Origin of the sequence: Bradyrhizobium australafricanum, assembly GCF_020329495.1 — a bacterium.
Lineage (GTDB): Bacteria > Pseudomonadota > Alphaproteobacteria > Rhizobiales > Xanthobacteraceae > Bradyrhizobium > Bradyrhizobium australafricanum.
The window spans coordinates 1-24,391 of the sequence record NZ_JAGKJL010000008.1 but is presented as its reverse complement, the minus strand read 5'-3'; the positions used below and the strand labels follow the sequence as shown (position 1 = coordinate 24,391).

The 24,391-nt window shown below is 60.5% G+C and carries 25 protein-coding genes; 3 read left to right on the top strand and 22 right to left on the bottom strand.

Annotated elements, in window-relative coordinates; all coding sequences use genetic code 11:
* Nucleotides 1-31: 31 nt before the first annotated feature.
* Genes J6525_RS09565 through J6525_RS09530 form a run of 8 tightly spaced genes read right to left on the bottom strand, consistent with a single transcriptional unit; the run spans nucleotide 32 to nucleotide 8,015 of the window.
* Complete coding sequence (locus tag J6525_RS09565) at nucleotides 32-1,084, bottom strand: 2,5-dihydroxypyridine 5,6-dioxygenase NicX family protein (RefSeq protein WP_225643887.1); 1,053 nt, start codon at nucleotides 1,082-1,084, stop codon at nucleotides 32-34.
* 50 nt (nucleotides 1,085-1,134) lie between these two features.
* On the bottom strand, nucleotides 1,135-1,947 hold the full coding sequence (locus J6525_RS09560) for an alpha/beta fold hydrolase (RefSeq protein WP_225643885.1): 813 nt from the start codon (nucleotides 1,945-1,947) through the stop codon (nucleotides 1,135-1,137).
* Nucleotides 1,944-2,657, bottom strand: a complete 714-nt coding sequence (locus J6525_RS09555; protein WP_225644105.1) for an isochorismatase family protein — start codon at nucleotides 2,655-2,657, stop codon at nucleotides 1,944-1,946. Before J6525_RS09555 ends, J6525_RS09560 begins: the two co-directional genes overlap by 4 nt.
* A gap of 32 nt (nucleotides 2,658-2,689) precedes the next feature.
* The gene (locus tag J6525_RS09550; protein ID WP_225643882.1) at nucleotides 2,690-3,943 is read right to left on the bottom strand and encodes an FAD-dependent monooxygenase; all 1,254 of its coding nucleotides are present in this window, start codon (nucleotides 3,941-3,943) and stop codon (nucleotides 2,690-2,692) included.
* The gene (locus J6525_RS09545) at nucleotides 3,940-4,428 is read right to left on the bottom strand and encodes a (2Fe-2S)-binding protein (RefSeq protein WP_225643881.1); all 489 of its coding nucleotides are present in this window, start codon (nucleotides 4,426-4,428) and stop codon (nucleotides 3,940-3,942) included. The genes J6525_RS09550 and J6525_RS09545 overlap by 4 nt, the downstream gene beginning before the upstream one ends.
* Nucleotides 4,425-5,300 carry an FAD binding domain-containing protein gene (locus tag J6525_RS09540; RefSeq protein ID WP_225643879.1) on the bottom strand — a complete coding sequence of 292 codons (876 nt, stop codon included), beginning with the start codon at nucleotides 5,298-5,300 and terminating at the stop codon, nucleotides 4,425-4,427. Before J6525_RS09540 ends, J6525_RS09545 begins: the two co-directional genes overlap by 4 nt.
* Before the next feature lie 2 nt (nucleotides 5,301-5,302).
* Entirely contained in the window at nucleotides 5,303-5,752 is a 450-nt protein-coding gene (locus tag J6525_RS09535; RefSeq protein WP_016840497.1) for an SRPBCC family protein, read from the bottom strand.
* Nucleotides 5,753-5,756: 4 nt separating this feature from the next.
* Nucleotides 5,757-8,015 (bottom strand): xanthine dehydrogenase family protein molybdopterin-binding subunit, encoded by a 2,259-nt coding sequence (locus J6525_RS09530; RefSeq protein ID WP_225643877.1) that lies wholly within the window; start codon nucleotides 8,013-8,015, stop codon nucleotides 5,757-5,759.
* Between the two features lie 290 nt (nucleotides 8,016-8,305).
* Between J6525_RS09530 and J6525_RS09525 the strand changes: the two genes are divergently transcribed.
* Nucleotides 8,306-8,773, top strand: coding sequence for a MarR family winged helix-turn-helix transcriptional regulator (locus tag J6525_RS09525; RefSeq protein ID WP_225159844.1), 468 nt, complete (start codon nucleotides 8,306-8,308; stop codon nucleotides 8,771-8,773).
* 423 nt (nucleotides 8,774-9,196) lie between these two features.
* On the opposite strand, the gene J6525_RS09520 is transcribed toward J6525_RS09525, so the two are convergent.
* A complete protein-coding gene (locus J6525_RS09520) occupies nucleotides 9,197-9,520 on the bottom strand; it encodes a hypothetical protein (RefSeq protein WP_225643875.1) in 324 nt (107 codons plus the stop codon).
* 523 nt (nucleotides 9,521-10,043) lie between these two features.
* Here J6525_RS09520 and J6525_RS09515 point away from each other — a divergent pair.
* Nucleotides 10,044-10,907 carry an AraC family transcriptional regulator gene (locus tag J6525_RS09515; protein ID WP_225643874.1) on the top strand — a complete coding sequence of 288 codons (864 nt, stop codon included), beginning with the start codon at nucleotides 10,044-10,046 and terminating at the stop codon, nucleotides 10,905-10,907.
* A gap of 65 nt (nucleotides 10,908-10,972) precedes the next feature.
* Here J6525_RS09515 and J6525_RS09510 read toward each other — a convergent pair whose 3' ends face one another.
* The 12 genes from J6525_RS09510 to J6525_RS09455 form a co-directional block, all read right to left on the bottom strand.
* Nucleotides 10,973-12,205 (bottom strand): ABC transporter substrate-binding protein, encoded by a 1,233-nt coding sequence (locus J6525_RS09510; protein WP_225643872.1) that lies wholly within the window; start codon nucleotides 12,203-12,205, stop codon nucleotides 10,973-10,975.
* 135 nt (nucleotides 12,206-12,340) lie between these two features.
* Entirely contained in the window at nucleotides 12,341-14,212 is a 1,872-nt protein-coding gene (locus J6525_RS09505) for an AMP-dependent synthetase/ligase (RefSeq protein WP_225643870.1), read from the bottom strand.
* A 3-nt stretch (nucleotides 14,213-14,215) separates the two neighbouring features.
* Nucleotides 14,216-14,929 (bottom strand): enoyl-CoA hydratase/isomerase family protein, encoded by a 714-nt coding sequence (locus tag J6525_RS09500; protein ID WP_229185233.1) that lies wholly within the window; start codon nucleotides 14,927-14,929, stop codon nucleotides 14,216-14,218.
* 93 nt (nucleotides 14,930-15,022) lie between these two features.
* The gene (locus J6525_RS09495; RefSeq protein WP_225643866.1) at nucleotides 15,023-16,153 is read right to left on the bottom strand and encodes an LLM class flavin-dependent oxidoreductase; all 1,131 of its coding nucleotides are present in this window, start codon (nucleotides 16,151-16,153) and stop codon (nucleotides 15,023-15,025) included.
* A 201-nt stretch (nucleotides 16,154-16,354) separates the two neighbouring features.
* Entirely contained in the window at nucleotides 16,355-17,137 is a 783-nt protein-coding gene (locus J6525_RS09490) for a creatininase family protein (RefSeq protein WP_225643864.1), read from the bottom strand.
* Nucleotides 17,138-17,905, bottom strand: a complete 768-nt coding sequence (locus J6525_RS09485) for an enoyl-CoA hydratase/isomerase family protein (protein WP_225643862.1) — start codon at nucleotides 17,903-17,905, stop codon at nucleotides 17,138-17,140.
* Nucleotides 17,906-18,069: 164 nt separating this feature from the next.
* Nucleotides 18,070-18,726 carry an ABC transporter ATP-binding protein gene (locus J6525_RS09480; protein WP_225643861.1) on the bottom strand — a complete coding sequence of 219 codons (657 nt, stop codon included), beginning with the start codon at nucleotides 18,724-18,726 and terminating at the stop codon, nucleotides 18,070-18,072.
* A 55-nt stretch (nucleotides 18,727-18,781) separates the two neighbouring features.
* Nucleotides 18,782-19,507, bottom strand: a complete 726-nt coding sequence (locus J6525_RS09475; protein ID WP_225643859.1) for an ABC transporter ATP-binding protein — start codon at nucleotides 19,505-19,507, stop codon at nucleotides 18,782-18,784.
* Nucleotides 19,504-20,451, bottom strand: a complete 948-nt coding sequence (locus J6525_RS09470) for a branched-chain amino acid ABC transporter permease (protein ID WP_225643857.1) — start codon at nucleotides 20,449-20,451, stop codon at nucleotides 19,504-19,506. Before J6525_RS09470 ends, J6525_RS09475 begins: the two co-directional genes overlap by 4 nt.
* Nucleotides 20,452-20,518: 67 nt before the next feature.
* The gene (locus J6525_RS09465) at nucleotides 20,519-21,388 is read right to left on the bottom strand and encodes a branched-chain amino acid ABC transporter permease (RefSeq protein ID WP_057017950.1); all 870 of its coding nucleotides are present in this window, start codon (nucleotides 21,386-21,388) and stop codon (nucleotides 20,519-20,521) included.
* Nucleotides 21,389-21,687: 299 nt separating this feature from the next.
* On the bottom strand, nucleotides 21,688-22,143 hold the full coding sequence (locus J6525_RS09460) for a flavin reductase family protein (protein WP_225643855.1): 456 nt from the start codon (nucleotides 22,141-22,143) through the stop codon (nucleotides 21,688-21,690).
* 117 nt (nucleotides 22,144-22,260) lie between these two features.
* On the bottom strand, nucleotides 22,261-22,620 hold the full coding sequence (locus J6525_RS09455) for a VOC family protein (protein ID WP_225643853.1): 360 nt from the start codon (nucleotides 22,618-22,620) through the stop codon (nucleotides 22,261-22,263).
* 193 nt (nucleotides 22,621-22,813) lie between these two features.
* Here J6525_RS09455 and J6525_RS09450 point away from each other — a divergent pair, with 193 nt between their 5' ends.
* Nucleotides 22,814-23,107, top strand: a complete 294-nt coding sequence (locus J6525_RS09450) for a hypothetical protein (protein ID WP_225643851.1) — start codon at nucleotides 22,814-22,816, stop codon at nucleotides 23,105-23,107.
* A 150-nt stretch (nucleotides 23,108-23,257) separates the two neighbouring features.
* On the opposite strand, the gene J6525_RS09445 is transcribed toward J6525_RS09450, so the two are convergent.
* A partial coding sequence (locus J6525_RS09445; RefSeq protein ID WP_225643849.1) for a biotin/lipoyl-containing protein occupies nucleotides 23,258-24,391 on the bottom strand: 1,134 nt, incomplete at its 5' end.

The following is a 24,391-nucleotide window of genomic DNA, read 5'->3' as shown; positions in this document are numbered from 1 at the left end:
CGGCTCCAGGTCTTGATCAGGCGGGCGAGGACTAGCGGCCCGGTGCCCTCAACTCGGAATAGGCAAACTCACCCTTGTCGAGGATATGGACATCGTCGAGCCAAAGGCTGCAGCCGCGGAGCGGGATGTCGAGATGACACGGCGTGTCGTTCGTGCCGCCAAGCTCGGTATTCGGCCCCGTCGAGAACAGAACGTTTCCATAAAAGGAAAGCGCGTTCATGATATGCTCCGACGCGAGCTGCTGAGATGCAGCTATGTGGTGCCAGTCGGCGCGCTCATTCGATCCCCACCCGATATGCGAGATTGCCCATCCGCGCCGATCGCCGAAACTGTCGATATAGCTCCTGATGAGCGTTGCGTCGGTCCCCTCGCCCTTGAGGTCGACGATGTAGCCGTCCTTGATGGTCAGCGTGACCGGAGACTGGATGTAGCGCTTGAATGCGCAGAGAATGTCGCCCGGCATCAGAACGACAGTGCCGTTGACGTCCCCATCCGTGGCTTGCGTGAAAGCAAATCCTGACGGGAAATGATCCCAGCGGCCCGGTTCATCGGTGTATCCGTATTCGGAAATGACCGGATACTGCTTTAGTCCGTAGGTCACATCTGTTCCGCCCGGCGACGTGATGCGCATGGTTCTGCCTGACTGCAGGAGCGTTCGTGAGAGCTCGGTTCGCCGGCGGAGATCCTCGGTCGGGAACATCTTTTTGAGAATGTGGAACGGCTCCATTACGCGCAGAATGCGCGTGCCCGCTTCCTGGATTTCGAGCTGCTCGCGCGAGAACAGCAGACCCAGAAGATCAATTACCATATCCACGCGCTTGAGCGTGTCGATCGCCGGCCGGTTGCCGCTCAGCGCGTGTCTACCCTGCTGGCCCGCAACCTTGCTCTGGCCGTACTTTGGAACATTGAGGTGGAAGGTTGTCGCGCCAAGGCTCCGCGCGGCCAGCATGAACGTCTGGGCATATTCCGACTGATCCTCGCCGCCGCTTAGGACGGCTACGACCTCGCCTTCCTTCACTTTGCAAAGTGCAAGCTCGGCCTTGAAGAGTTCGAGCATTTCAACATCGATGCGTTGTCGGGTCATCTTCAGTCATCTCCTCTTTGCCAAGCATGTATCTGCAACTCTCTGACCGGTCAGGCGAGAACGTCATTGACGATCGAAAGGAAGCCTTCCGTGTCGTCGATGTGCATTTGGTGACCTGCACTCTCCAGTCGCCTGATCACGATGGACGGCAGCAATCTTTGAATTTCTCTTTCATCTTCGGGACGGATGACATCGCCTTTGCCCGCAACGAGCAGCGAAGTGCAGACGTTGAGGTTGGCGAGGTCATTGTGAATGTCATCGTGATGAAAGCCCTTGTGGCTTTCGACCAGGGCGCGCTCGTCGCAGGTGTGCATCCACTCGGCCCGGGCACGAATGTGCCTTTCAGACCAGCGCGGCGCGGACGGGCTTCGCAGAGCCGCGTCTGCTTCTCCCAGGCTTGCGCTATGAAGCAGCTTGAGAAGAGGTCCGATCGGACTCGGGTAGGCGCGACGTCCGGGGCCGGAGACCGGTGGATCGACCAGGATCAACTGTCTTATGGACGATGGCCGCCAGCGTGCGGCACGAATTCCGATGCGGGCCCCCATGGAGTGGCCGAGCAAGGTATACGCGCCTATTTCCAGCGCCTCGGCGAACGAAACCAGATCGGAGGCGCAGGCATCCAGCGAATAATTGAGATGCGGTCCGCTTTCGGAAAGGCCGCGCCCCCGGACATCGAGCACATAGACGTCGTGTCCAACGCACAAACGTTCCGCGATGAACGCCCATTGTGCCGCCGTCGTCGAGATGCCCGGGACGATGACGATGGCGGGCCCGGCTCCGCCGAACCGCAGGTAATGCTGGCGGATGCCGTTCGCACGCACATGAGCGCCGTAAAGCAGACCGGATACCGGGGCGACCTTCATGTCGGCCGATCCTTGGTACGATCATCCGCCAGCGCGCGAAGCCGCTCGATGGCTTCCCAGGTCGGCATCACATCTGCGTACTTGCTGGCTATATCGAACAGGTTGGCCGCGTGCGAAGTCGGCGAACGATCGTAGACGGCGTCGCTCGGCACGATCGATTTGAAATTCAGCGCGCACGCATCGACGACCGATGCCCGGACGCAGCCGCTGGTCGTGCAGCCGGTCACCACCAGTGAATCGATCCCCGCCCCGACGAGATACGTCGTCAGCGGGGTACCGAAGAATGCGCTCGCCTGCGTCTTTGGCAGCAGCAGCTCCCCCGGCTTTGGAGCCACCTCGCGGACAAAGTCGTAGCCCTCGGGCGGAATCTGCATGATGCCCGGAATTTTTGCCGCGAATGCCCCCTGGTCATGGCTGACCTTGCAGGCGACATGCGGAAATATCACCGGCCATCCTCTCCCGCGAAACAACCGCATCAGTTCGGAAATCTGCGTTATGGCCCGCCAACCAGCGTCGCCGCAGCTGGTCGGATATTGCTTGATCGCTTCGCGGATCGGCATCGGGGCGTCACCGACCGAGCGGTACTGCACGTCAATCACCAGGAGCGCGGGCCGCCTGCCGAATCCAGCCGCGCCACCCAATCCCGCGATGGCATAGGTCTCGCGCTCTTCGAGCGGTATTACGTCGTCCCAGGGCTCTTTGCCGATCATCGTTGTGCACCGGTGCTCGTGGAGGAGAGATGTCAATGAAGAGGAACGGCGGTCGCGTCGTACTGGTAGATCCAGTCGTAACGAGCGGCGGTCGCTTCCGGCGCCCACTGGGTCCTGATGTAGTCTCCCGCCGTTTCGGCCTTGCACAGCGCCGGGTTATGGAAGATCGGCAGCATCCCGGCAGCGGACTTCACGACCCTGGTTGTGCGATCAAGTCGCAGGCTCTGGTATGTCTGGAAAGCTCCCGCGAGATCGTCGGGCTGCTGCTCGAAGCAGCGGGCGAGAACGGACGCGTCCTCCAACGCCATGTTCACTCCCTGACCGAGATACGGCAGCATGGAATGGCAGGCATCTCCAAGAAGCGTGACCCGTCCTTGCGACCAGCCAGCCAGCGTAGGCCGCACGAACAGGCCCCATTTGTGAAGGCTATCGACGTTGCTGACGAGCGCGATGATGTCGGGATGCCAGCCCAGGAAGTCCTTCAGGCACTCCTCGACAGAGCCCTTCTCCGACCACGATTCCAGGAGCCAGTCGTTGCGATCGACCTGACCCGAGAACGTCATCAATTCCGTGTTCTGCCAACGGACCGGATATGCCGTGACATGCGCGGTCGGCCCGATCCAGGTAGACACCACGGGCTCGCGCTGATGCGGCTCGAGGCGGTCGACCGGCACAAGACCACGCCAGGCGATTGCATTGGTGTACCGGCTCTCGATCTGGCCGATCAGACCGGTACGAACCTTCGAATGGGAGCCGTCGGCGCCGATCAAGGCGCGACCTTCGATCTCACGGCCATCTGCGAACTGCGCCCGAACTCCCTCGTCGCTCTGGCTGAACCCGACAACATGGGCGTTCAGATGGATGGCGTCCGCCTTCAATCGCCGCACACCGTCGACAAGGATCTTCAGCAGATGCGCGCGCAGCAGAAGATAGGGTTGGTTCCGGGCCGCGTCGGAGCTCCGATTATAGAGGGACCACGTTTCACCCGTGTTCCAGAGCCGGATGGAACGTCGCTCTGCCGCGATGCAGTTCTGCTCGACTTGCTCGGTGAGGCCGAGATCACGAAGAACACGCACACCGTTCATGGAGACCCAAAGGCCGGCGCCCACCTCGCGCAACTCGGACGTCTGCTCGAAAACGTCGCAATCGATGCCGCGTCGAAGCAGCGATAGCGCCATCGCCAGACCGCCGATGCCAGCGCCTGCGATAAGGACACTCGTTCTTTTGACCTGATCAACACTCATGATATCTCCAGAAGGTAGCTGCGCTGTCTCGCGCGGATTCAAACGGCATCCTGCGAGACCTGCTGGACCCCAAGGCTCTTCACGGCTTCGAAAATCTTGGTGTAACCGGTGCAGCGGCAAAGATTGCCGTGCAGGTAGTGGCGGATTTCCGCGTCTGTCGGGTGTGGCGTGGTCTTCAAGAGCGCCGTGACCGCGATGATGAAGCCGGGCGTGCAGAAGCCGCACTGCAGACCGCCATGAAGCACGAACGCCTCCTGGATCCGGGATAGTCCGTCCGGCGGCGTGACACCCTCGATTGTGGTAACCTCGCGCCGATCCACATCGACGGCGAGCGTTGTGCAGCTCGAGATCGGCTCACCGTCGAGAAGGACCGTGCAAGCGCCGCATACTTCCATGTCGCAGGAACGTTTCGTTCCCTTCAGGCCCAAACGATCTCGGATAAGATCGATCAAGAGCACATGAGCCGGGACGTCGACGGCGATCGTCTTGCCGTTCAACGAGAACGAGATGGCCAACACCTGTGTCATTTCAGCCAGCTCGTCCCGGCGATGATCGCCTCATCGGCGTTACGCAGAAGAAGCACGCCTGCAAGGTGACGCTTGTAATCGGCCCCGCCATGCCGATCCGCGTTGACTTCAAGCTGATCCAGCGCCTCGGGAAGAGCTGTCTCAATCGCCCGGCGGGCCTCTGCTACCGCTACGTTTCGGAGGGCACCTTCGACGGCCGTCAAAGACTGTGGCCGCGAACCAAGCGCGCCGACCCGTACACGGGCGCTTCTGATCCTGCTCCCGCCGGCATTCAGTGACCAGGCCATCGCGACGTTCACTGAGGGCCTCTCACCATGCTTGAACCGGCGATAAGTTACCGGTCCCGCGGGCCGCGGGAACACGATGACTCTCAACAGCTCGTCAGGCTCGCGCACAGTTTCCATTTCGCTTCGGATGAAATCATCGGCGTGAATTTCACGCGTGCCCTTGGATCCCTCGAGCACCAGTCGTGCGTTCAAGGCCGCGAGCATCGTCGGCGGATCGGCGTGGGGCTCTCCGAAGCAGAGATTGCCGCCGATTGTTCCAACGTTCCGAACCCTGATGTTCGCCACCTCCGCGCAGAGCGATGCCAGCGCCGGCACGTGCTCGCGGATGACGGAATCGCCGCTGATCTTCCTGTGCGTGCAGCGCGCGCCGATCTCGATCTCGTTCATGTCGTTGACGGCGATGCAATCGAGCCCAGGAATACCCTTGATGTCGATGAGGCGGTCTGCACGGATGACGCGCATTTTCAGCGCGAGCAGCAACTCGGTCCCGCCGGCATAGAACATGCCGTCGCCGGAATCGCCGACGGCACGCACGGCGTCGGCGATCGTCGAAGGCCGCTCGAATTGGAAGGGTGACGGCAGCATGGTCAGGCCGCGCCCAGCATTTCTTTGAGCCGCTTCTCGAACTCTTCGAAGTTCTGATCGACCCGGCGCTTGATGATGCCGAATCCCATGGTCGCAAGGCGGCCCTGCACGTCGACTTTCGCGTCCACGGCAAATGTGGAACCAGACCCTTCTTGCGTGACGGTCACGTCGAGAACAACCGCCAGCCGCGTTCCTGTGATCTTGTCACGCCCCGTAGCGCGGGTGCGCACGTGAGACGGCTCGGTGATCGATTCAACGATGATGTCAGCCGGCACTTCGAGCTTGAATGGACCGATCTTCTGCTTGACGGTCGCTTTGTAGGTTGCAAGCCGCTGGATTTCCTCGACGCTTTCGCACCCGGGGATGCAGCTTGATATGCGTGGAACGTCGAGCAGCGTGCTCCAAAGCTGCGCCGGCGTCGCTGGCACCGCCATCGACATGTTGAATTCCATGAATTCAGCTCCTCTTCTGTAGCGCGCGCCACACTTTTTCGGGTGTCATTGGTAGATCGGTGATTCGGATGCCGTAGGTGGAGAACAGCGCGTTGGCGATCGCCGGTGCGACTGGAAGGATCGCTCCCTCGCCCATTCCCTTGGCGCCGCCAGGCCCGGGGCCATCGCCGTTTTCGACAAGTATCGTGTCGAACGAGGGCGGCACGTCGGAGATCCGCGGTATCGAATAATCGATCGGCGTCGCGTTGACGGGTTGCCCGTGCTCGAACTCGAGGGCCTCGTAGAGCGCGTGACCGAGCCCCATGACAGCAGCGCCCTCGTCCTGACCTTCCGCAGCGACGCGATTGATCACACGACCGACGTCGGCGGCGCTGGCGTACCGAGGAACATGGATTTCGCCGGTTTCTTCATCGACGACGATCTCTGCGAGACCCGCGGATGTCTCCCAGAACAAAGGTGACTCGGCCAGGGAGCCCTTCTTCGAACGAGGCGTGATGGCGCCGCGGCCGACGACTTCTCCCGAATCGACACCCAGGCTGCGGTGAAATATCTGATGGAAAGTGAGAACTTCTGAACCGGTCGAAACGCCCCCCTCGACGAGTGACAGGCTGTCGCGGGGAAGCTCCCAGACCTCGACAACCATTTCGAGAATCTGATCGGCCGCGTCGAGAGCGGCGCTCTCGACCGAGAGGCCAACGACGACGGTCGAGCGGCTCGCGCCGGTACCCCAATCATATGGGGCGACCGCCGTATCGGAGCGCAGGACGGTGACCGCAGACACCTTCTGCTTCAAGGTTTGCGCCGCGATTTGGGCCATCGTCGCGTGCGCACCCTGGCCGACTTCGATACTCGAAACCGAAACGAGGACCGACCCATCGATCTTGAGACGTACGATGGCGTTGCTGATCGGCGTGTTCGCCGGATCGGTTGCGGCAACGGCCAATCCGCGTGCCTGACGATTGGACGCCTTCGCTTCCGGCGCGAACGACCGCGTGACCCGGCCGATCAACTCGCTCATGTCCATGTCGAGCGCGCGCAGGTCGGGGCGGATGCGCTCACCGCGCGGGACCAAGTTGAGCAAGCGGAACTCGGTCGGATCCATTCCGATTGCCGCAGCCACATTATCCATGTGCGATTCCTTGGCCCATACGGCTTGCGGGCCGCCGATTGAGCGAAATGCCGCGCCTGGGACGGTGTTCGTGTAGACCGCACATGCCTCGAGGCTCAGATTCGGCGCCACATATGGCCCCATGATGCGATTTGCCGATTTCGTGGCGACCGCCGAGCCAGTATCTGAATACGCTCCGCCGTCGAGCAGAAGCCTGGCGCTCTTCGCGAGGATCCGTCCGTTGGCGTCGACCGCGGTTCGAATCGTGATGTCTGCGCCAAGCCTTCGGCAGGTGAGCATCGATTCGGCCATGGATTGAGCGACCCGAACCGGGCGCCGCACCTTCCAGGACGCGGCGGCGACCAACGGTTCGATTTTGACGGATGCCTTGCCGCCGAATCCCCCGCCAACGAACGGAACGATTACGCGGACCTTGGCCAGCACCAGGCCAAACAGCCTGGACAGCACCTTCTGAACCGCGGTCGGCGTCTGCGCACCGGCCCAGACCGTCAGGGAGTCCCCCTGGAAGTCGGCGATGACCGCATGCGGCTCCATTGCGAAATGCGAGATCGCCGGAAAAGTGAAGTGGTCCTCGTGGATGTACGCCGCAACCGCCTCCGCAGCGTCGACATCTCCAACGTTGTTCCTGTATGTCTGGAATATGTTGCTGTTCGGTGTCGGCCTGGCGCCGCCCTTGAAGTAGAAGTCTTCGAGGTTTTCGTGATGCTCATGGATGAGCGGCGCATCCGCCATCATCGCTTCACGGATGGTCGTTGCATGAGGGAGTTCATCGTACGCGACGTCGACGAGTTCCGCGGCGGCTTCGGCGATCTCGATACTCTCAGCGATCACCACGGCGACCGGCTCGCCCACATACCGGACCCGGTCGATTGCCATGATCGGCCGGTCCTTGAGCACGACACCCCAGCAACCGAACGAGGCGACATCTGCTCCGATGAGCACGTCGACGACGCCGGGTACGGACCTGGCGACGCTCGCGTCAATCGACGAGATGCGCGCGTGAGTAGCCGGCGAACGAACCACAAAGCCGTGCAGCATCCCGGGGATCACGAGGTCGGTAACGTATTCTGCCCGCCCCGTAACCTTCTCGATGAGGTCGGGCCGTACGGCGCTCATGCTGTCAGTCACCGACATGCTCGGATCCGGGGTGCGAGGTCGCCGCCGATGGCCAGGAAGCCTGCGCGGCTCCTCCCAGGGGGCAATCCTCAATCCCTATCGCATTTATCACTTGTCTGCAAGTGCTACACTCGCACACAAGTGATGATACGTTCCGACCCACCGGGCTAATAGGACTCGCGGTCAGACGGCATGGATTCTTGGGGGCAACGAATGTACACAAATGATCAACTCGGGACTTCCGAGGCCGAGCCATCCAGCTTTGTTCAAGCCGAGCCACGGCCAAGTGCCGCAAGAGGACGAAAATCGTGCAACCGAAAACCAAGACGGCTCCGACGGAGAAGCCAAAAGAGGCCGCACAGTCTTACAGGTTGGACGATGCACCAGGATTCCTGTTGCGCGTAGCGCTCCGTACCCACACATCGATCTTTGTCGCGAAAATGATCGAAGAACTGACCCCACCCCAATTCTCGACGCTGGCAAAACTGAGGGAAGTCGGATCATGTTCTCAAAATCACCTGGGACGACTGATCCACTATGATTCAGCAACGATCACTGGCGTCATCAATCGCCTCAAATCGCGGGGGCTAATCAAGAGCTCCAAGGATCCTTTGGATCCACGACGGCGGCAGATCGAATTAACGGACAAGGGGAGGCGGACGGCGGACGCTGCGATCGAGACCATTGGCGAGATTTCCGGCGAGACATTCGCCCCCTTGACGAGGGAAGAATTTCGGACTCTGACCGAGATCCTCAAGAAAATCATACGCCGCTGAGCCCCACAGCGCTGAGCCGGCCGACAAGCTGATCCCGCAAACGCTTCAGCCGCCGCCGAGCAAAAAAATGGCCCGGCACGAGCCGGGCCAAGTCCAGGGAGGAAGCGAAGGATGTGGATCCTTCGCAAACGCCGAACGCGGATCTCGATCGAAGACAGCCCAACGAACGATCTCAGCGACAGAACTATCCGGTATGCCGCCCGGCATTTTGTGCTGAAGAAGACGGAATTGTACTAGTTTCCGGCATTTTCGCGTGACAAGGCCGGGATAAGCCACATCGGCGGGCGCCATGCTGCATGGACCGGAGGCCAGTTGGTCCATAGCCGATGCGACAGGATCACACCAATTGACGGAGCCCATCACTGGCCATCTACCGAATGCCGGCTTTCGTCGCACGATCGATCGACGCCGTTCCCTAGGCGGCTATCCCGCGCGTCCGCGCAGGGCCCGCACAATTTTTGTCCTGAAGCGCGCGAGATCAAACAGCAATCTGGGTGCTCTCCTGATCGCAATCGCTTTACCCACGATCGCGAGCCGCAGAACGCGGACCAATCTAGCCAGGCCCAATTCCATGAATGCCTGCCGGACATGTGGCTGGTCGGCGATCGACAGCATATTGTCCGCTACAACGATGGACGATCTGAGCTCGGGTTTCTCCTGCAGAACAAAGTCACGGCATGCTGCCGCGAACTCCAGCTCCTGAGCGCTCAAGGATATGCTGAAGACAGTTCGATCATCCTCCGCCATATTCAATTGCCCCCGAACGATCGCACGGCGCGGCCTTCCGTCTCTCGACGTCACAGCCAGCGCGCCCCGGCTTTCGCCTTCCAATCGGCAACACGTCCGTGCCGGCTTTCCGCGAAATTGTTCCTTGGTAGCATCGGGGGTCGCGGCATTTTCTGGCGAAAACCCTTGCGGAGAACCGTGAAAGCGCGATCGGTGGAGCCGGTTGACGCGGCAACGCGGCATTTTCTACCATCGGGGCGGTACCCGGTCTGGCGCCCCGAGACGCGTCTTGTCGCAGCAGCTTCCTGCGTTGAGCCTTCCGGCTGCATTCACCGTCGCGGAGCCTGGCAATGCGCAGCCGTGACCGTCACCAAAATCCTCCGGGGAAGGACGAGGCTAACCCGCAGGATCGGATTCTTGCATCCTCGCGTTACTTTTCGGTGACGAGCATGTCCCGGAGCGCTATCGTCACCCGGACTCCAGGCGCGCCCCTTATCTTCGCCTCCTGAATTGCGGAAGCCGTAGCCAATAACGAGCGAATTCGATGAGCATGTTATCCACGTCCGAAATGGATCCTGGTTTTGCCAGAATGAATTTGCCCGAGCTTCGGATCAACTACGATCCGATTGATCCGGATCAGTTCGATCGGCCGATCACCTCATTCTGCATCGAAACCGGTGAAGACAATGACGAGCTTCCGCTCCACTCACACAAAAAAGGGCAACTCGTTGTCGCTTCACATGGATCGGTGATGTGTCGCGCCCCCGGCGGACTATGGATCGTTCCGCCGCAGGGTGCCGTGTGGATACCGGCCGGCGTCATGCACAGCAATTGCGTCTCGGACAATGGTAAGGTCTACGTCGTCTTCATCGATCCGCAGGCGAGTACGCTTCCGAGCACGTGCTGCACATTCACGATATCATCGCTCGTCCGTGAACTGATACATCGGCTCTCCGTCTTTCCTCCCCTGTATCCGGTCGAGGGGCCGACCAGCCGGCTCGGGCGCGTGCTGCTCGACGAATTGGTGCAGATGTCCACTGAACAGATGTACTTGCCCATCTCCACCGACAGCCGACTTCAGCATCTCGCGGCATCGCTGCTCAATGACCCCGGCGATCGCAGCACGATCGACGAACTAGCGACCAGATATGCGATGAGTGTCCGGACCTTCGCCCGCCTGGTGCTGAAGGAAACCGGGATGACGTTCGGACGCTGGCGACAGCGCCTTCACATCCTGGTCGCGCTGCAGAGGCTGTCTGCGGGATCTTCCGTTCAGGCCGTCTCGCTCGATCTGGGCTATGAGACCCCCAGCGCCTTCATAACCATGTTCAAGAAGGCAATGGGCAAGAGCCCGCGTCGCTTCCTTGCCGAGCGATCCAGCTTCGTAGGCCGTGAGCCCTTGGCTTGAAGACCTTCGCGCGCGGGGACGCTGGCCCCAGCACCGCCCGCTGGGGCCGCAGCTCACGGCTTCTCCTACCGCGAATTGAATGGGACCAGAGGGTATTGGAGCGCAGCTTCGGCGACCGACTGCGGCGCCACCACGCGAGGCTTCCCGTTCTGCCCTTGGAGGATGGTCACGTCACTGCCCGTATTCTGGCCATTGGCGTCGAACTTGATCTTGCCGCTGGACATCAGGATAGGCGTCATGTCCGTTCCTTTAAGCGCGGCGTGGATCGCAGCGGACTCGGAAGAACCGGCGCGGCTTACGGCGTCCGCAACAATCTGAACAGCTTCGAAGGCACACCCCGAATTCCCGTCGACCCAGTCATTTGGATAATCGGATGCAAATCTCTTCAAGATCGCCGCGGTATCGGGCGCCTTCGGATTATACCACAGGGTCGAGAGTATCGCGCCGTCGCCGTACTTGCCCAACGCGTCATAGTACGCCTTGTCCTGCGCGCCATTCGAGTTGGGTGAGAAGATCATTTTGGGATTCCACCCCTGCTTGGTGCATTCCCGAATGATCATGATGGCGTCGTTGACACGCGTCACGGAGACCAACGCGTCCGCGCCAGAAGCTTTGGCTTTTGCAACTTCGACCGAGAGATCCTTGGCTCTTTCATCGTATGGAATATACTCGGCAATCCTGAGGGGCACTTCGACCTCCTTCCAGGCCTGATCGATGCTCGCCGCGGTCGACTGTCCCATCGTATTGTTGAGGTGCATGACGGCGGCGCTTGTTGGAGCGTCCTTGATCGAGGACAGGAGTGACTTCAGCTCCATGAGGGACTTCCTGACGATTGTCAGGGACGTCGGGTAATACCTGAACACCTCGGTGAATCCCTGAGAGGTCACCTGGGTCGCGCTCGCGATGTGAACGACCATAGGCACTTTTGCGGCCTCTGCGGCCTGAAGCGCGGAGATGGTTGCTCCGGAATCCCACGCGCCGATAAGTACCGTGCACCCCTGTCTGATCAGGTTCTCGGCGGCAATCCGTCCGTTTTCCGGCCGACTTTGCGTGTCCGCATGGATGATTTGCAGCTCTATACCGAACTTCTCCTTTGCGAACTTCGCACCGACATCGATGCCGCGTACGCAAGCCTGCCCCGGAAACGCCAGGACGCCACTGCTCGGATTGATTGCGCCGACACGCACCTTGGCCGGGGTGGCCGCTCTTGACTGCCGCGATGCGAACCCGACTGCGGCGCCAATTCCGCTACCGATCAAGGACCGGCGGCTCAAACCGCTTTCGCTGTGCTTTCTCATTTCATTCCCCCTTTGGTTGGCTGCAAGAATATCAATGCGGTCTGATAGCGCTCACTGAACGGTGAGGCGCTATCGCGCCAGGGACGTGCGCTCGCGCTCGGCGCTTCACGAGATGCGCCGCCCGCATGATTTGGCTCAGGGTTTGACTTCCGCCTTGACGAGGTTGTCTTCGCTCTCGTCATAAAGCGTATCGATCAACGACCGATACCTCTCCATGATCTGCTTCCGACGCTTCTTCCGAGTCGGCGTCATCATGCCGTTCTCGGGCGAAAGCTCTTCCGGCAATATCCGGAACGCCTTGATCTGCTCGGCCCTGGCGAGCCGGCCATTCGCCTTGCCGATCTCTGCTTCGATCATCCGCACCACGGTTTCGGAGTTCGCCAGTTCCGAGTACCGGTCGATCCGCAGACCATGCGATCTGGCCCAATCCATCGTCGCGGTCGCGTTCACCTCGATCAGCGCGGTGAGGTACTTCTTTCCTTCTCCAAGCACAGCCGCCTCAGAGATAAACGGGCTGCGCCTGAGCTCGTTTTCGATCTGCGTCGGGCTGATGGACTTTCCGTTGGAAGTGTTGATGATCTCCTTTTTTCGATCGACCAGCCTGAAAAGGCCTGCCGAATCGACGTCCACGATGTCTCCGGTGTAGAGCCAGCCATCGCGCAGAGCCGATTTGGTCTCTTCCGGCTTATTCCAATAACCGACAAAGAGCCCGGGTCCCCTGACAATCATTTCCCCGTCTTCGAGAACAGCGGTCTCCCAAGACGGATCCCGCAGAGGTACGCCCACGGTGCCGGCTTCCGGCCATTCCGCCATCTGCACCAGATTGGCGCCGACCAGCTCTGTCTGTCCGTAACATTCCTTCAGCTGCAATCCCCATAGCTGCCACAGCGACATGAGCTCGGGAGGCATCGCCGCAGACGAGGTGTATGTAACCGTGAGTTCCTCGAACCCGACCTCACAAAGCAGCGGACGGAAAACCTGTTGCTGGCACACGGCAAAGAGGCCGGAAATGAACGTGTCTGGCACGCCTCCGGCCTGGCGATCATCAAGAGCCTTGCGGGCGATGGTCATCGCGAGCTGATAGTTCTGCTTCTGCTTCTCGGACCCGGAGTGAACCTTGCTGAGGATCTGGGTGGCATAACGCTGGAAGAACCGCGGCGGAGCCATGAAGTAGGTCGGCTTCACTTCCTTGACCGTCTGAGCGAACTCTGCGCTGTTCTCGCCGAAATACGGCACCAGGCGGATGAGCAGCGGCAGTGTCGTTGCCTGTGCGCGCGCCACCGTGTGTGACATCGGCAGGTGCACGACGACACGGTGGACATCGGAGCGCAACTTCGAAGTGAACAGGGTTACGCTATGCGCACCGGCGAGTAGCGACAGATGGGTCAGCATCGCTCCCTTCGGAAATCCCGTCGTGCCGGACGTGTATCCGATGCTGGTCAGATCGCTCGCCTTTGCTTTCGCGACTTGCTCTCGCAGAAAGATGTCGGCGTCGACCGATGTTTCCCTCCAGAAGTCATGAAGAGAGACGACATTCGCCGGCCCGCCTGCCTTCTTCCACGCGGGATCGAGCACGATGATTCTTTTCAGCTGGTCAGCACGGCCCGATGCAAGGACGGTACCGAGCTGAAGTTCACTCCCGACGAACATGAACGACGTTCCGGAGTCGCCGAGATAATAGCCGACCTCATCCGCCGATGAGGTGAAGTAGACGCCGACCATGATGCCGCCGGCACAAATGATCGCCATGTCGGCAAGAAGCCACTCCTGGGACACATCCCCCATGATCGCCGCGCGATCGCCGCGTTCGAATCCAGCCTTTTGCAGAGTGGCCGCCAACTTGGCCACCAGGTCCGAATACTGCTTCCAGGTCGTGGCGATCCACTCACCGCGACGTTTTTGCTTGAACGCGATCTCGTCAGAAAGTTCCACCCTCCGCTGGCTCAGGAGCTGCGGAATGGTCACGTCGGCGAGTTGGGCGCCTGACGCAAAACCCTCGGCGCTCACCTCTCAACGCTCCGCGAAGCGCTTGCGCTTTTCAGCGAAGGCGGCCACGGCATCGCGCCGGTCGGGCGCGGCAAAGGTGATCGTCTCGAGGGCGGTCGAGGTGTCCAGGAGCAGATGCGCGTACTGCTTGATGATCTTGTTCACGCAATACTTGGTCCAGATGATTGATTCTCTTGGGCCGCTCGCGAGCATCTCTGCGTACTCGATTGCAGCATCCTTGACGTCCCTGTTCGAAATCACCTCGTTGATCATGCCGATGGACGCGGCCTTTTCCGCGGAGATGAAGTCACCGGTCATCAGGTAATGCTTCGCACGGACGGGCCCCATCAACAGTGGCCACATCACCGCGCCGCCGTCGCCCGCGACCACGCCTGCAGTAACATGCGTGTCGGCAAACCTCGCGGCCGGACTCGCGAATATGACATCGCAGAACAAGGCGAGGGTTGCCCCGAGACCGACCGCGACGCCGTTGACCGCGGCGATGATCGGCGCCTCGACTTCCAGCATGTTCCGGATCAGATGGCGTCCGCCCCGGGTCGGCGACGGGATCGGACTTTTGTCGAGCGTTTTCTGATCGCCGCCCGAACAGAACCCCCGTCCCGCCCCCGTCAGAACGATCGCGCGGACCGCCTTGTCCTCGTCCAGCTCGACGAAGACCCGCTCGAGCTCGCTGTGCATATCCCAATTGATGGCATTGAGGATCTCCGGCCGGTTCATCGTGATGATGGCGACACCGCTCGGCCGCTTCTCGACGATCAGATATTTGTAGTTCTGCTTCGACATGGCTATCTTCCGTTGGTTCCGGTTGGCTTACTTTTGTGGTCGCATGGCGCGGATCTGTCCGAGAATGTCTTCCGTAGGCCGGACGACATTGTTTCTGTCGTTGAAGTGGGGGATCACATAGCGGCCACACATGTCGATCGCTTCCATGATTTTCTCGTGATTGACGGAGTCGAGATGGAGAAGCACCTCGTCGACGCCCATCGCCTGGAACTTCTCGATCTGACGAATGACGGTGTCCGGGCTTCCGCAGACCGTTGTCGCGGAGTGGTTGAGCAAGTAGTCCCAGTCCTTTCCCGCGCGCTCCATGGCTGGCACGCTCTCGCTCATATACGCATAGTCGTCGGCGAGCTTCGCGAGACGGGGATAGGCGTCCGTTGAAATCCTCGCATAGTGCATGAGGGGCTCGGCGTAATCGTCCTTCGCTTTCTGATCGGTTGGCCCGATGCCGAAGAAAAGCGGGATGCCGATGCGTGGCCGATCGAGCGGGCCTTGCTCGTCACGCTTCCAGCCGCGACGGTAAGTGTTTAAAAGCTTTTCCTGGACCTCCCATCCCTGGTAGATGCAGTTGCTCATGACGGCGAGGCCTTCGGATCCGGCCCAGCTGTGGCTGCGCTCGCTGGTCGCAGCGATGCCGATGACCGGATGCGGCTTCTGCATCGGCTTGGGCACCAGCATCCGCGGCGGGATCTGATAGTACTTGCCCTCGAAGGTGAAGATATCTTCGCGCATCGATTTCTTCAGGAGCGCGATACCTTCCTCCATCTGAGCGAGAGTTTCGCTCGGATCAACGTTGAAGGCGCGCATGGCGATGGTCGTGTTGGCCCGGCCGGCGTAGAATTCCATGCGGCCATGCGACAGGATGTCGGTTACTGCCAATCGCTCCGCCGATCGCAAGGCATGATTGATCTTCTGGGGCATCAGCGTCACCGCTGACCTCAGCTTCACGCGCGAAGTAACGGCTGCGAGGTACCCGTAGACGACCTCCGGCGCGGAGCTCGAGATGCCGCCGAGTGCAACGTGTTGCTCGGAAAGCGCGACGCAGTCGAATCCGACCTTTTCCGCGAGACGCACCTCGTCCACGAGTTCATGGAGTCGGCGGGCATAGCTCTGCCCGACCTGGGTTTCTTGCTCCGACCAAAACCCGAACGTAAGTGCCATCTTCTGGATCCTCATGGAGTGTCAAGATGGCGAAGCATTTCATTGGCGCGGCAACATTTTTGTTCGAATGCGCCCCGCAGTTACATGACTTTCCAAATTTTGTGCTGTGAGAAGTCGACGCCTGCCCTTTTCGCAGCCAATGCCACTGAACGTGGCGCGACAATCATTCTCGGCGTTCATGCGCGGAGGAGCATGAGAGATTCAGACAGCGTTGCTTTGGCTTCCAAACGAGACAGCCAGAAGATCTGCTATCGCCGCGAGACATCGCTCGCCGATCCGGGCCGTCGAGCCAAACGGGTTGCCGATGATGCCGTTGGCGGTGACGGACTTGATCCCGTTTCTCCACATTGCCTGAAGCTGCTCCTCGGATAGCGCACCGAGATGCCCGACCTCGAACCGATCGAGCCGAACGCTATCGGGGCGGAGCAACATCATGAGCGACGTCTCCGCGATATCGGCATGTCCTCCAACCGCATTCGGGTCACCACCCGCTTGCTCGACGGCGCTTCGCCATCTCTCGATCCAGGCGACTGCATCGCAGTACGCGTCGATCTCGACGTCTACCGGAACGGCGCTCCTCAGCCGGGGAAGCATGTCCTGGAGCGCGGGAAAATTCCCGATGTGCCCCGAGAACAGCAGAATGCGCCTGAAGCCGTGCCTCGCAAGACTTGTGCAATAATCCAGGCAGATCGATTCGAATGTCTCCGGACGAATGGATATCGTCCCCGGGAAGACGAGATGATGGGCTGAACAGCCGACCTTGATGGTGGGCGCGATCAGGGTGCGTCCTAGACACCGCGCCAGCCTTGCGGCGATGGCGTCTGCATGATCCGCATCCATGCAGAGCGGAAGGTGCGGTCCATGTTGCTCCACAGCTCCGCAGGGTATCAGGACGGTGGATGCCCCCGCAGCAAGGGCGGCCGATACCTGTTCGAAGCTCATAAGTTCAAGGCGGAGCTCGTCAGGCAATGCCGGTGCGGTCATTCACGCTTTCCTTGGCTGTTTCGACAGGAAGCGCGAACGCGCCTGTGCCGAACTATCGTCTACCAGATAGGCCGCGAGATCCTCGATCGTCACCGCCTCGAGCGCAGCATCGTCCATTTGGGCCGTCAGGTTCAGCGAACGCTTGATCGCCGCAAACAGCTTGAGCTCCTTTCCACGAAGATACCTGCATACCTCCCGGGCCCTCACCATCACTTCCGCGGTGCTTGCGATCTCGTTGATCGCCCCAATTTGGAGCGCCCTTTGGGCGTCGGTCAAGTCGCCCCAGTAGAGCAGTGCCTGCGCCTCACGAAGCCCAAGCTTCTGAACTGCCTTCCGGATTCCCTTGGCTGCAGGCAAGAGGCCGTGGTTGATCTCCGGAAATCCGATCTTGCATTCACGGTTCGCCACGACGTAGTCGGCGTGAAGAAGGAACTCCAAGGCCCCGCCGACGGCGTATCCACGCGCGGCACACACGAAGGGCCCGGGGTATCTCTCCATCTCGCAAAGAAGCGCGTGGAAGCTCCTCATCCGAGGCCGGGATATTTCGATGCCGGCGACCTCCTTTATGTCTCCGCCCGCGCTGAAGAAGCGCTCGCCCTGGCCGGTCAGGACAATGCCCGGCGGCGACACCTCGCGAGCCAATGCGTGAAACGTGTCCAGCAGCCGGCCAACAAGGGCGTTATTCAATGCGTTTGCCGGCGGCCTGTTCATGGTCATGGTGACCACATCGCCGTCGCGTTCGATTAGAAGGGCGTCATCGGCTTCCATGGAAATACCTTAAGCCAGGTTTTCTGGAATTGATTGCGGTACACCCTTTGCCGGACGCCGCTGCTCGACACAATTGGTCGTGCCCGGACTATTTCGCGGCATCTTCTGCTGCGATCGCTCGGCCGCCTTTTCGGATGACGGGCTAGTCCCGCCATTCAGGACCGTTACAATCCAAGATAAGCGCGCTGAATCTCGGGATTGTTCAGCAACTCGTCGCTGGATCCGTGGAGCACGATTGAGCCGTTCTCCAGAACGTAGCCGCGATTGGCCAACGCAAGCGATTTCGCCACATTCTGCTCTACCAGCAGTACCGTGGCTCCCTGCTCGTGCAGGGACTTCACCACACGAAACATGACGTCCGTCAGCGCGGGCGACAGCCCGATGGAAGGCTCGTCGAACATGATGACCTCGGGCTTCGACATGATTGCACGGCCGATAGCCAGCATCTGCTGCTCGCCGCCCGATAGCGTACCAGCCAATTGCCCCCGGCGCTCACGAAGCTTCTCAAACAATTGATAAACGAAGTCGAGCGTTTCGGACTGCCCGCCCTTCGCGCGCTTCAGCGCCCCTCCGAGGAGCAGGTTCTCTTCCACAGAAAGACTTCCGAAGATCTGCCGACCTTCCGCGACCTGGGCAATGCCGCGCTCGCAGATCTCCCATGGCGGCGTCCCGGTAATATCAACACCGTTCATTTTGATGACACCGCTCGACGATCGAACGATGCCCGAGATTGATCTGATGAGTGAGGTCTTCCCTGCGCCGTTCGCGCCAACGACGCAGATCAATTCGCCTTTGTGGATCTGCAAGGAGACGCCGTTCAAAGCGCACGATCCATCGTACGCGACACAAAGTCCATCGATCGTCAGAAGCGCACCACTAAGCATGGAAGCCTGCCCCCAGATAGCTCTCGAGGACTTTCGGATCTGCAACCACGTCTCCGGGAGTTCCCTCTGCGATCTTGGCGCCGTGATGCAGCACCACCACACGTGAGGCCACTTCCATCACGATGCGCATGACGTGCTCGACAAGGAGGATCGTCAATCCACCTTCGGCAAGCTTCTGCAATACGCCGACAATGCCCGCAGCTTCAGTCGGTCGCAGACCCGCCATAACCTCGTCCAGCAACAGCAATTTGGGCCGGGTCGATAACGCCTTGGCCGTCTCCAGCATTTTCCGGTCCGGTAGCGTCAATTGATCCGTCCTCGCATGGGCCTTGGCGGCCAGACCAACGCTTTCAAGAGACTCGTACGCCTTCGATCTGGCCTCGCTTACGTTTCTGGTCCAGCTGAAGGCTCCGATCATGGCATTCTCAAGCACCGACATCTCACGCATCGGCCGCACGATCTGAAATGTTCGCGCGATACCCATCCTGCAAACAGTCTCGGGTGGCGAATTGTCGATCTGGCGGCCTTCGAACAGCACCCGGCCGCTGGTCGGCTTCAGAGCACCAGCGACCAAGTTGAAGCATGTCGTCTTTCCCGCTCCATTCGGTCCAATCAGCGCTGTGATCCGCCCCGCTCGAAGTGAGAAGCTTACATCCTTCACCGCGACCAAGCCTCCGAACGATCGGGACAGGTTCTCGACCTCGAGCAGGGTTGTCATTCTTCGACCTTTCGGGACTGCCACAGCCATGCCGTGGGTGGCGCCTGGATAGCTTTGCAAAGGCGCACAATCGCCGGCCAGATGCCGTCTGGCAGGAACCAGACGACCGAGATCAGGACAACACCGTAGGTAATATTGTTCAGTCCCGGAATCCGAAGACTGTCGCCGAGCGCGCTCATCAAGTGATTGAGCGGAATCGCGGCGAGCGACCCGACCAGCGGACCGAACGTAGTCCCCAACCCTCCGACCACGGGCCCTATCAGGACGTCTACCGATAGCCCCATCCCCATGATCGAGTCCGGGAATATCGACCCTTGCACGAGTGCCAGAACGCCACCGCCCGCGGCGGCCGTTGCTGCCGATATCGAGATCACGAGAATCTTGTGCTGGAAGGTCCGGACGCCGAGCGCGCGTGCGGCCGATTCGTCGTCGCGCATCGCCCGCCATACGTATCCGAGGTAGGATCGTGAAATAAGTTCGGTTCCGATTATTCCCAACGCCGCCAGTGCAAGCGCGACGAAGTAGTAGAAGCGGGCATCGCCGCGAAGCATGGAGATCTCAATCCCGCCTGTTGGCGCAGGAAAGAACAATCCCTGCATTGCGCCCACGAACTCCCAGCCACTGAACATGATCCTGGCGAACTCGGCGGCGGCAATCGTAAGCAGCGCGAAATAGATACCACGAACCTCGAACCGGAAGCTCAACCATGCGATCGACGCGCCAACGGATCCGGCGAGGATCATTCCGGTCAAGAGCCCGACCCATGGCGAAATGCCGTACTTTACGTTGAGGACGCCGACGGAATAGGCTCCCAGCCCGACAAAAAGGGCGTGGCCGATCGATAGCTGCCCGCCGATGCCAAGCATCAAGTTCCAGGACTGTCCGAGGAAGGTGAACAACAATACGATCGTCATCAGCGAGATGATGTACGGGTTTGCCAGCATCCCGACTAATCCCAGGACAGCGAAGACCGTTATCCCGGCAAGCCACCGTGTCCTTTTCAGCCCACGATCAAATTTCTTTTGCACCAAAAAACCCCCTCGGGCGGAAAACCAGGATGATGATCAGGAGCGCGTAAGGAAGCGCCGTCTTCATCGAAGGCGTGAACATCAACGCCGCGAATGCCTCGGCGACGCCGATCACCAGACCTCCGAGGAGTGCTCCGCCGAAGCTGCCGAGTCCGCCCACGATGACCGTTACGAAAGCAAGGAGAGTGAAATCGACGGCGAGATATGGTTGAGCGTCGAACAGGGGAGATATCAGGGCGCCGGCGACCCCTGCGCAAGCTGCGCCGATGCCAAAGGTAACCGCATAGACTCGTGGAATGTTCAGTCCAACGATGAGACCGCCCAAACGATTGTCCGCCGCCGCCCGCAGCGAGCGGCCGAACGGGGAGAACTTCAGATACGCTCCAAGCAGAGCTATAAGCAGCCCGGCGGTCGCTGCCGCCTGCACTCTCGCCAGGTCGAGCGTCACAAGGCCGAGAGATACGGTCTGAAACGACAGCTGCGAGGCAGTTGGACGCGGATCCGGCCCAAACGCGACCAACAGGGTTCCGCTAAAGAGCAACGACAGGCCGATGAAAACAATGAACTGATAGTGATGCGGCCGGTTCACGAACCGCTTTACGATCAGCGTTTCCAACAGATATCCGAAGACGAACATCACGACCGCAGCGATTGCTGCCGCCACGATGATTGGGACGTTCCACAGACGAACCGTCCAGTAGCCGATGTAGACACCGAACACGACCATCTCGCCGTGCGCAAAATTTACGACGCGCATGACGCCAAATATGATGGTCAGGCCCAACGCGACGAGGCCGTAAACGAGACCGAGCAGAATGCCGCTCGCAAGAACATTGAGCCAGAGCGAGAGCATCAGCAAGCACTGACTGGCGCGAGCGAATGCCGCGTATTGGACACTGCAATCCGCGGGGAAGCCGCTACCCGCGGCTGGCCGCGCTCGGCCGGGATCGAGACCATTCCGGCGTTGAACTCCCACCTGATCCGGTCAGCGAACATGGTCCCCCGCATTGATATTTCTCCTGCATTTGTGACAGATATCCTCTTGGCCGCCGGACGCTATGACCTGAGCCGTTGCTTCGCATTCTCGGTCGGCGTCCGGGCGCTATTCTCACTGAGTCCGACACTCATTCGCCAGCCCATGCGCAGGACCGTCTAACGCTTCGGTACGGTGAATTCGCCGTTTACGTAGACAAGCGGCTCGCGATCGAGGTTGGTTGTTTGGGCAACAACTTCGCCGACGAAGATCGTATGGCTGCCGGCATCGTACGAACCGGAGACGCGACAGTCGAAGCTGCAAATTGCCTCGATGAGGCTCGGCGCACCTGTCGTGAGTTGACGCCATAAACCGTCAGTGAAGCGTATATCGCCCTTGCTTCCGTCCTGTCCCGCAAACTTCTTTGCCAGCTCAGCGTGATCTGCCGTGAGAATGTTCCAGCAGAATGATCCGCTCTGCTTTATTGTGTCGTGACCGCCGGCGGACTTGTTGACGCAAACGAGCACGCTCGATGGGTCGGTTGACAATGAGCACCCAGCCGTCAACGTCAAACCGTGCCTGCCCGGGCGCACGCCCGTCGTCACGATAGATACCGCACCGGGCACGTTGCGCATTGCGCTCCGGAATTCCGCGCTGCTGAACACCGGGGATGGTTGGTTTGGCATCGGTGACACTCGGAAGTTCATGGTGATAGGTTCCCGCAAATACTCAGACCGAATGTCCGGAGCCGGCTAGCCGCCCTGCTTGTTCGACGCCTGAAAGAGCTGGATCGTGTTGCTTTGCGGATCCTTCAAGCAAGCCACACGGCCATGCGCCCCCATGTCCCGCACTTCGCCGAAAACCTCGGCTCCCAGGGCGCGAGCCCGATCGAGCGCCAGCTCCAGATCATCCACTTCAAACACGACGACCGCGTTCCGAGCGCTTTCGGAGGCCGACTCTCCCGGGCCTGCGATGCAGAAGGCGGCCTTCTCTCCGGCGAATTGAACCCATTTGGCGCCGTCGGCGAAGCGGATCGTCAGTCCAAGCCCTTCATAGAAGCCGGCTAACGCTTCAGGTTCCCGGGCGGTAAGATAGATGTGCTTGAGCTTCATCCTTTGCTTTCAATTCCGAGCCCGCATTCAATCCATGACCTCCGGCCACGATTGTCTGATGATACTTGCGCCGCCCGGCCGGCATTAATGTTCGAAGTTTTCACCGCGCGCATCGCCAATCAGCATATTGTGCTGCAGGCTATCGGGGCCGGCTTGTTTAGTTTCCAGCGCATGCGACGACGAGAGACGATTCATGGCCTCATTCGAAACCCTGCCGCTTTTTCGGCAGAGCGTTCGGGCGCGTATCATCGCTTGCGCCGATTGCGATTTGCCTGGCGCTGATCCGTTGATCATCCACGTGAACCCGCTGCCACTGAGCGCTTGCGCAGCTCGCGAGCTATCCGATGACCGAATTTTCCGCTATTGGACCCTGCCGGCGCATTCGCGCGTCTGCGAACAAGCTCGATTCTTGGGCCGTCGCATGTCGCATGAACAAGGCTTTCAGAATGCTCGCGTCATCGTGTCGTGGAACGACGCTTCGCGTTGATGTGGCGCCGACTGAAAGCCAGATGCGGGCGCAAAATCGGTCGACCTTGATCGCTCGCAGCCCGTTGCACATGAGGCGGTCGCCCTTTTCCCGCCTTGGGTTAACCGACATATCCTTACGGTAGAATGCGAAGATCGCGATCCCTGATTGTCACGCAAACTCCAGGATCAGCGCGTCGACCGCGAGCGTGGCGCCGGCGGCGGCGTGGATCTTCTTCACCGTACCGTCGCGCTCGGCGCGCAGCACGTTCTGCATCTTCATTGCTTCAACGACTGCGAGCGTCTCGCCGGCCTTGATCTCCTGCCCCTCGGTCACCGCGATCGACACCACGAGACCAGGCATCGGGCACAGCAACTTCTTGCCGGTGTCGGCGGCCGAGACCACCGGCATCAACCGCGCCGAGGTCGCCTCGGTCTCGGTGAAGACATAGACCGGGATCTCAAAACCCTGATGCGCGAGGCGGAAGCCGTTGTTGATCGCCCGCACCTGCACGGCGACAAAATTGCCGTCGATGGTGCCCTGCCAAACCGGCTCGCCCGGCACCCAGCCCGACACCAGATTGTGCGGATTGCCAGGGAGCCCGTCGGCGGCAATGAAGCGCACCGCGATGGCGTCACCCTCGCGCGCCACGTCGAGCGCGATCTCGGCGCGGTCGAGCCACACCGCACGGCGGCGCTCGCGCAGCACCACGCGGCCGCCCATCTGGCCGGAGATCTGCCGCTTGCGCTCGCCCAGCACGTGATCGATGGCGGCACCGACCGCGGCCAGCCGCCGCGCGATCTCGCCCTCGGGCGCGCGCGCCGAAAACCCTTTCGGGAATTCCTCTGCAATGAAGCCGGTCGACAGCCGGCCCTCGCGCCAGCGCGGATGGTTCATCAAGGCCGACAGGAACGGAATGTTGTGCCGGATGCCGTCGACATAGAAGGCGTCGAGCGCGGTCGCCTGCGCCTCGATCGCCGCGGCGCGCGACGGGGCGTGGGTGACGAGCTTGGCGATCATCGGATCGTAATGGATCGAAATCTCGCCGCCCTCCTGCACGCCGGTGTCGTTGCGGATCGTGATGCCGTCGTGGCTGGCCTCGGCCGGCGGACGGTATTTCACCAGGCGTCCGATCGACGGCAGGAAGTTGCGGAACGGATCCTCGGCATAGACGCGGGATTCCACCGCCCAGCCGGTCAGCGTCACGTCCTTCTGCGCGATCGCGAGCTTCTCGCCGGCGGCGACGCGGATCATCTGCTCGACGAGATCGATGCCGGTGATCAATTCGGTGACGGGATGCTCGAC

What these genes read in the sequence shown, in the direction of transcription:
- J6525_RS09475 (WP_225643859.1), bottom strand. Translation starts at nt 19,507, where the DNA reads ATGACAACCCTGCTCGAGGTCGAGAACCTGTCCCGATCGTTCGGAGGC.
- J6525_RS09455 (WP_225643853.1), bottom strand. Translation starts at nt 22,620, where the DNA reads ATGAAGCTCAAGCACATCTATCTTACCGCCCGGGAACCTGAAGCGTTA.
- J6525_RS09465 (WP_057017950.1), bottom strand. Translation starts at nt 21,388, where the DNA reads ATGCTCTCGCTCTGGCTCAATGTTCTTGCGAGCGGCATTCTGCTCGGT.
- J6525_RS09490 (WP_225643864.1), bottom strand. Translation starts at nt 17,137, where the DNA reads ATGACCGCACCGGCATTGCCTGACGAGCTCCGCCTTGAACTTATGAGC.
- J6525_RS09535 (WP_016840497.1), bottom strand. Translation starts at nt 5,752, where the DNA reads ATGGAATTCAACATGTCGATGGCGGTGCCAGCGACGCCGGCGCAGCTT.
- J6525_RS09485 (WP_225643862.1), bottom strand. Translation starts at nt 17,905, where the DNA reads ATGGAAGCCGATGACGCCCTTCTAATCGAACGCGACGGCGATGTGGTC.
- J6525_RS09555 (WP_225644105.1), bottom strand. Translation starts at nt 2,657, where the DNA reads ATGATCGGCAAAGAGCCCTGGGACGACGTAATACCGCTCGAAGAGCGC.
- J6525_RS09510 (WP_225643872.1), bottom strand. Translation starts at nt 12,205, where the DNA reads ATGAGAAAGCACAGCGAAAGCGGTTTGAGCCGCCGGTCCTTGATCGGT.
- J6525_RS09560 (WP_225643885.1), bottom strand. Translation starts at nt 1,947, where the DNA reads ATGAAGGTCGCCCCGGTATCCGGTCTGCTTTACGGCGCTCATGTGCGT.
- J6525_RS09495 (WP_225643866.1), bottom strand. Translation starts at nt 16,153, where the DNA reads ATGGCACTTACGTTCGGGTTTTGGTCGGAGCAAGAAACCCAGGTCGGG.
- J6525_RS09545 (WP_225643881.1), bottom strand. Translation starts at nt 4,428, where the DNA reads ATGACACAGGTGTTGGCCATCTCGTTCTCGTTGAACGGCAAGACGATC.
- J6525_RS09450 (WP_225643851.1), top strand. Translation starts at nt 22,814, where the DNA reads ATGGCCTCATTCGAAACCCTGCCGCTTTTTCGGCAGAGCGTTCGGGCG.
- J6525_RS09520 (WP_225643875.1), bottom strand. Translation starts at nt 9,520, where the DNA reads ATGGCGGAGGATGATCGAACTGTCTTCAGCATATCCTTGAGCGCTCAG.
- J6525_RS09515 (WP_225643874.1), top strand. Translation starts at nt 10,044, where the DNA reads ATGAGCATGTTATCCACGTCCGAAATGGATCCTGGTTTTGCCAGAATG.
- J6525_RS09470 (WP_225643857.1), bottom strand. Translation starts at nt 20,451, where the DNA reads ATGCTGGCAAACCCGTACATCATCTCGCTGATGACGATCGTATTGTTG.
- J6525_RS09565 (WP_225643887.1), bottom strand. Translation starts at nt 1,084, where the DNA reads ATGACCCGACAACGCATCGATGTTGAAATGCTCGAACTCTTCAAGGCC.
- J6525_RS09540 (WP_225643879.1), bottom strand. Translation starts at nt 5,300, where the DNA reads ATGCTGCCGTCACCCTTCCAATTCGAGCGGCCTTCGACGATCGCCGAC.
- J6525_RS09530 (WP_225643877.1), bottom strand. Translation starts at nt 8,015, where the DNA reads ATGTCGGTGACTGACAGCATGAGCGCCGTACGGCCCGACCTCATCGAG.
- J6525_RS09460 (WP_225643855.1), bottom strand. Translation starts at nt 22,143, where the DNA reads ATGCGCAACGTGCCCGGTGCGGTATCTATCGTGACGACGGGCGTGCGC.
- J6525_RS09500 (WP_229185233.1), bottom strand. Translation starts at nt 14,929, where the DNA reads ATGAACCGGCCGGAGATCCTCAATGCCATCAATTGGGATATGCACAGC.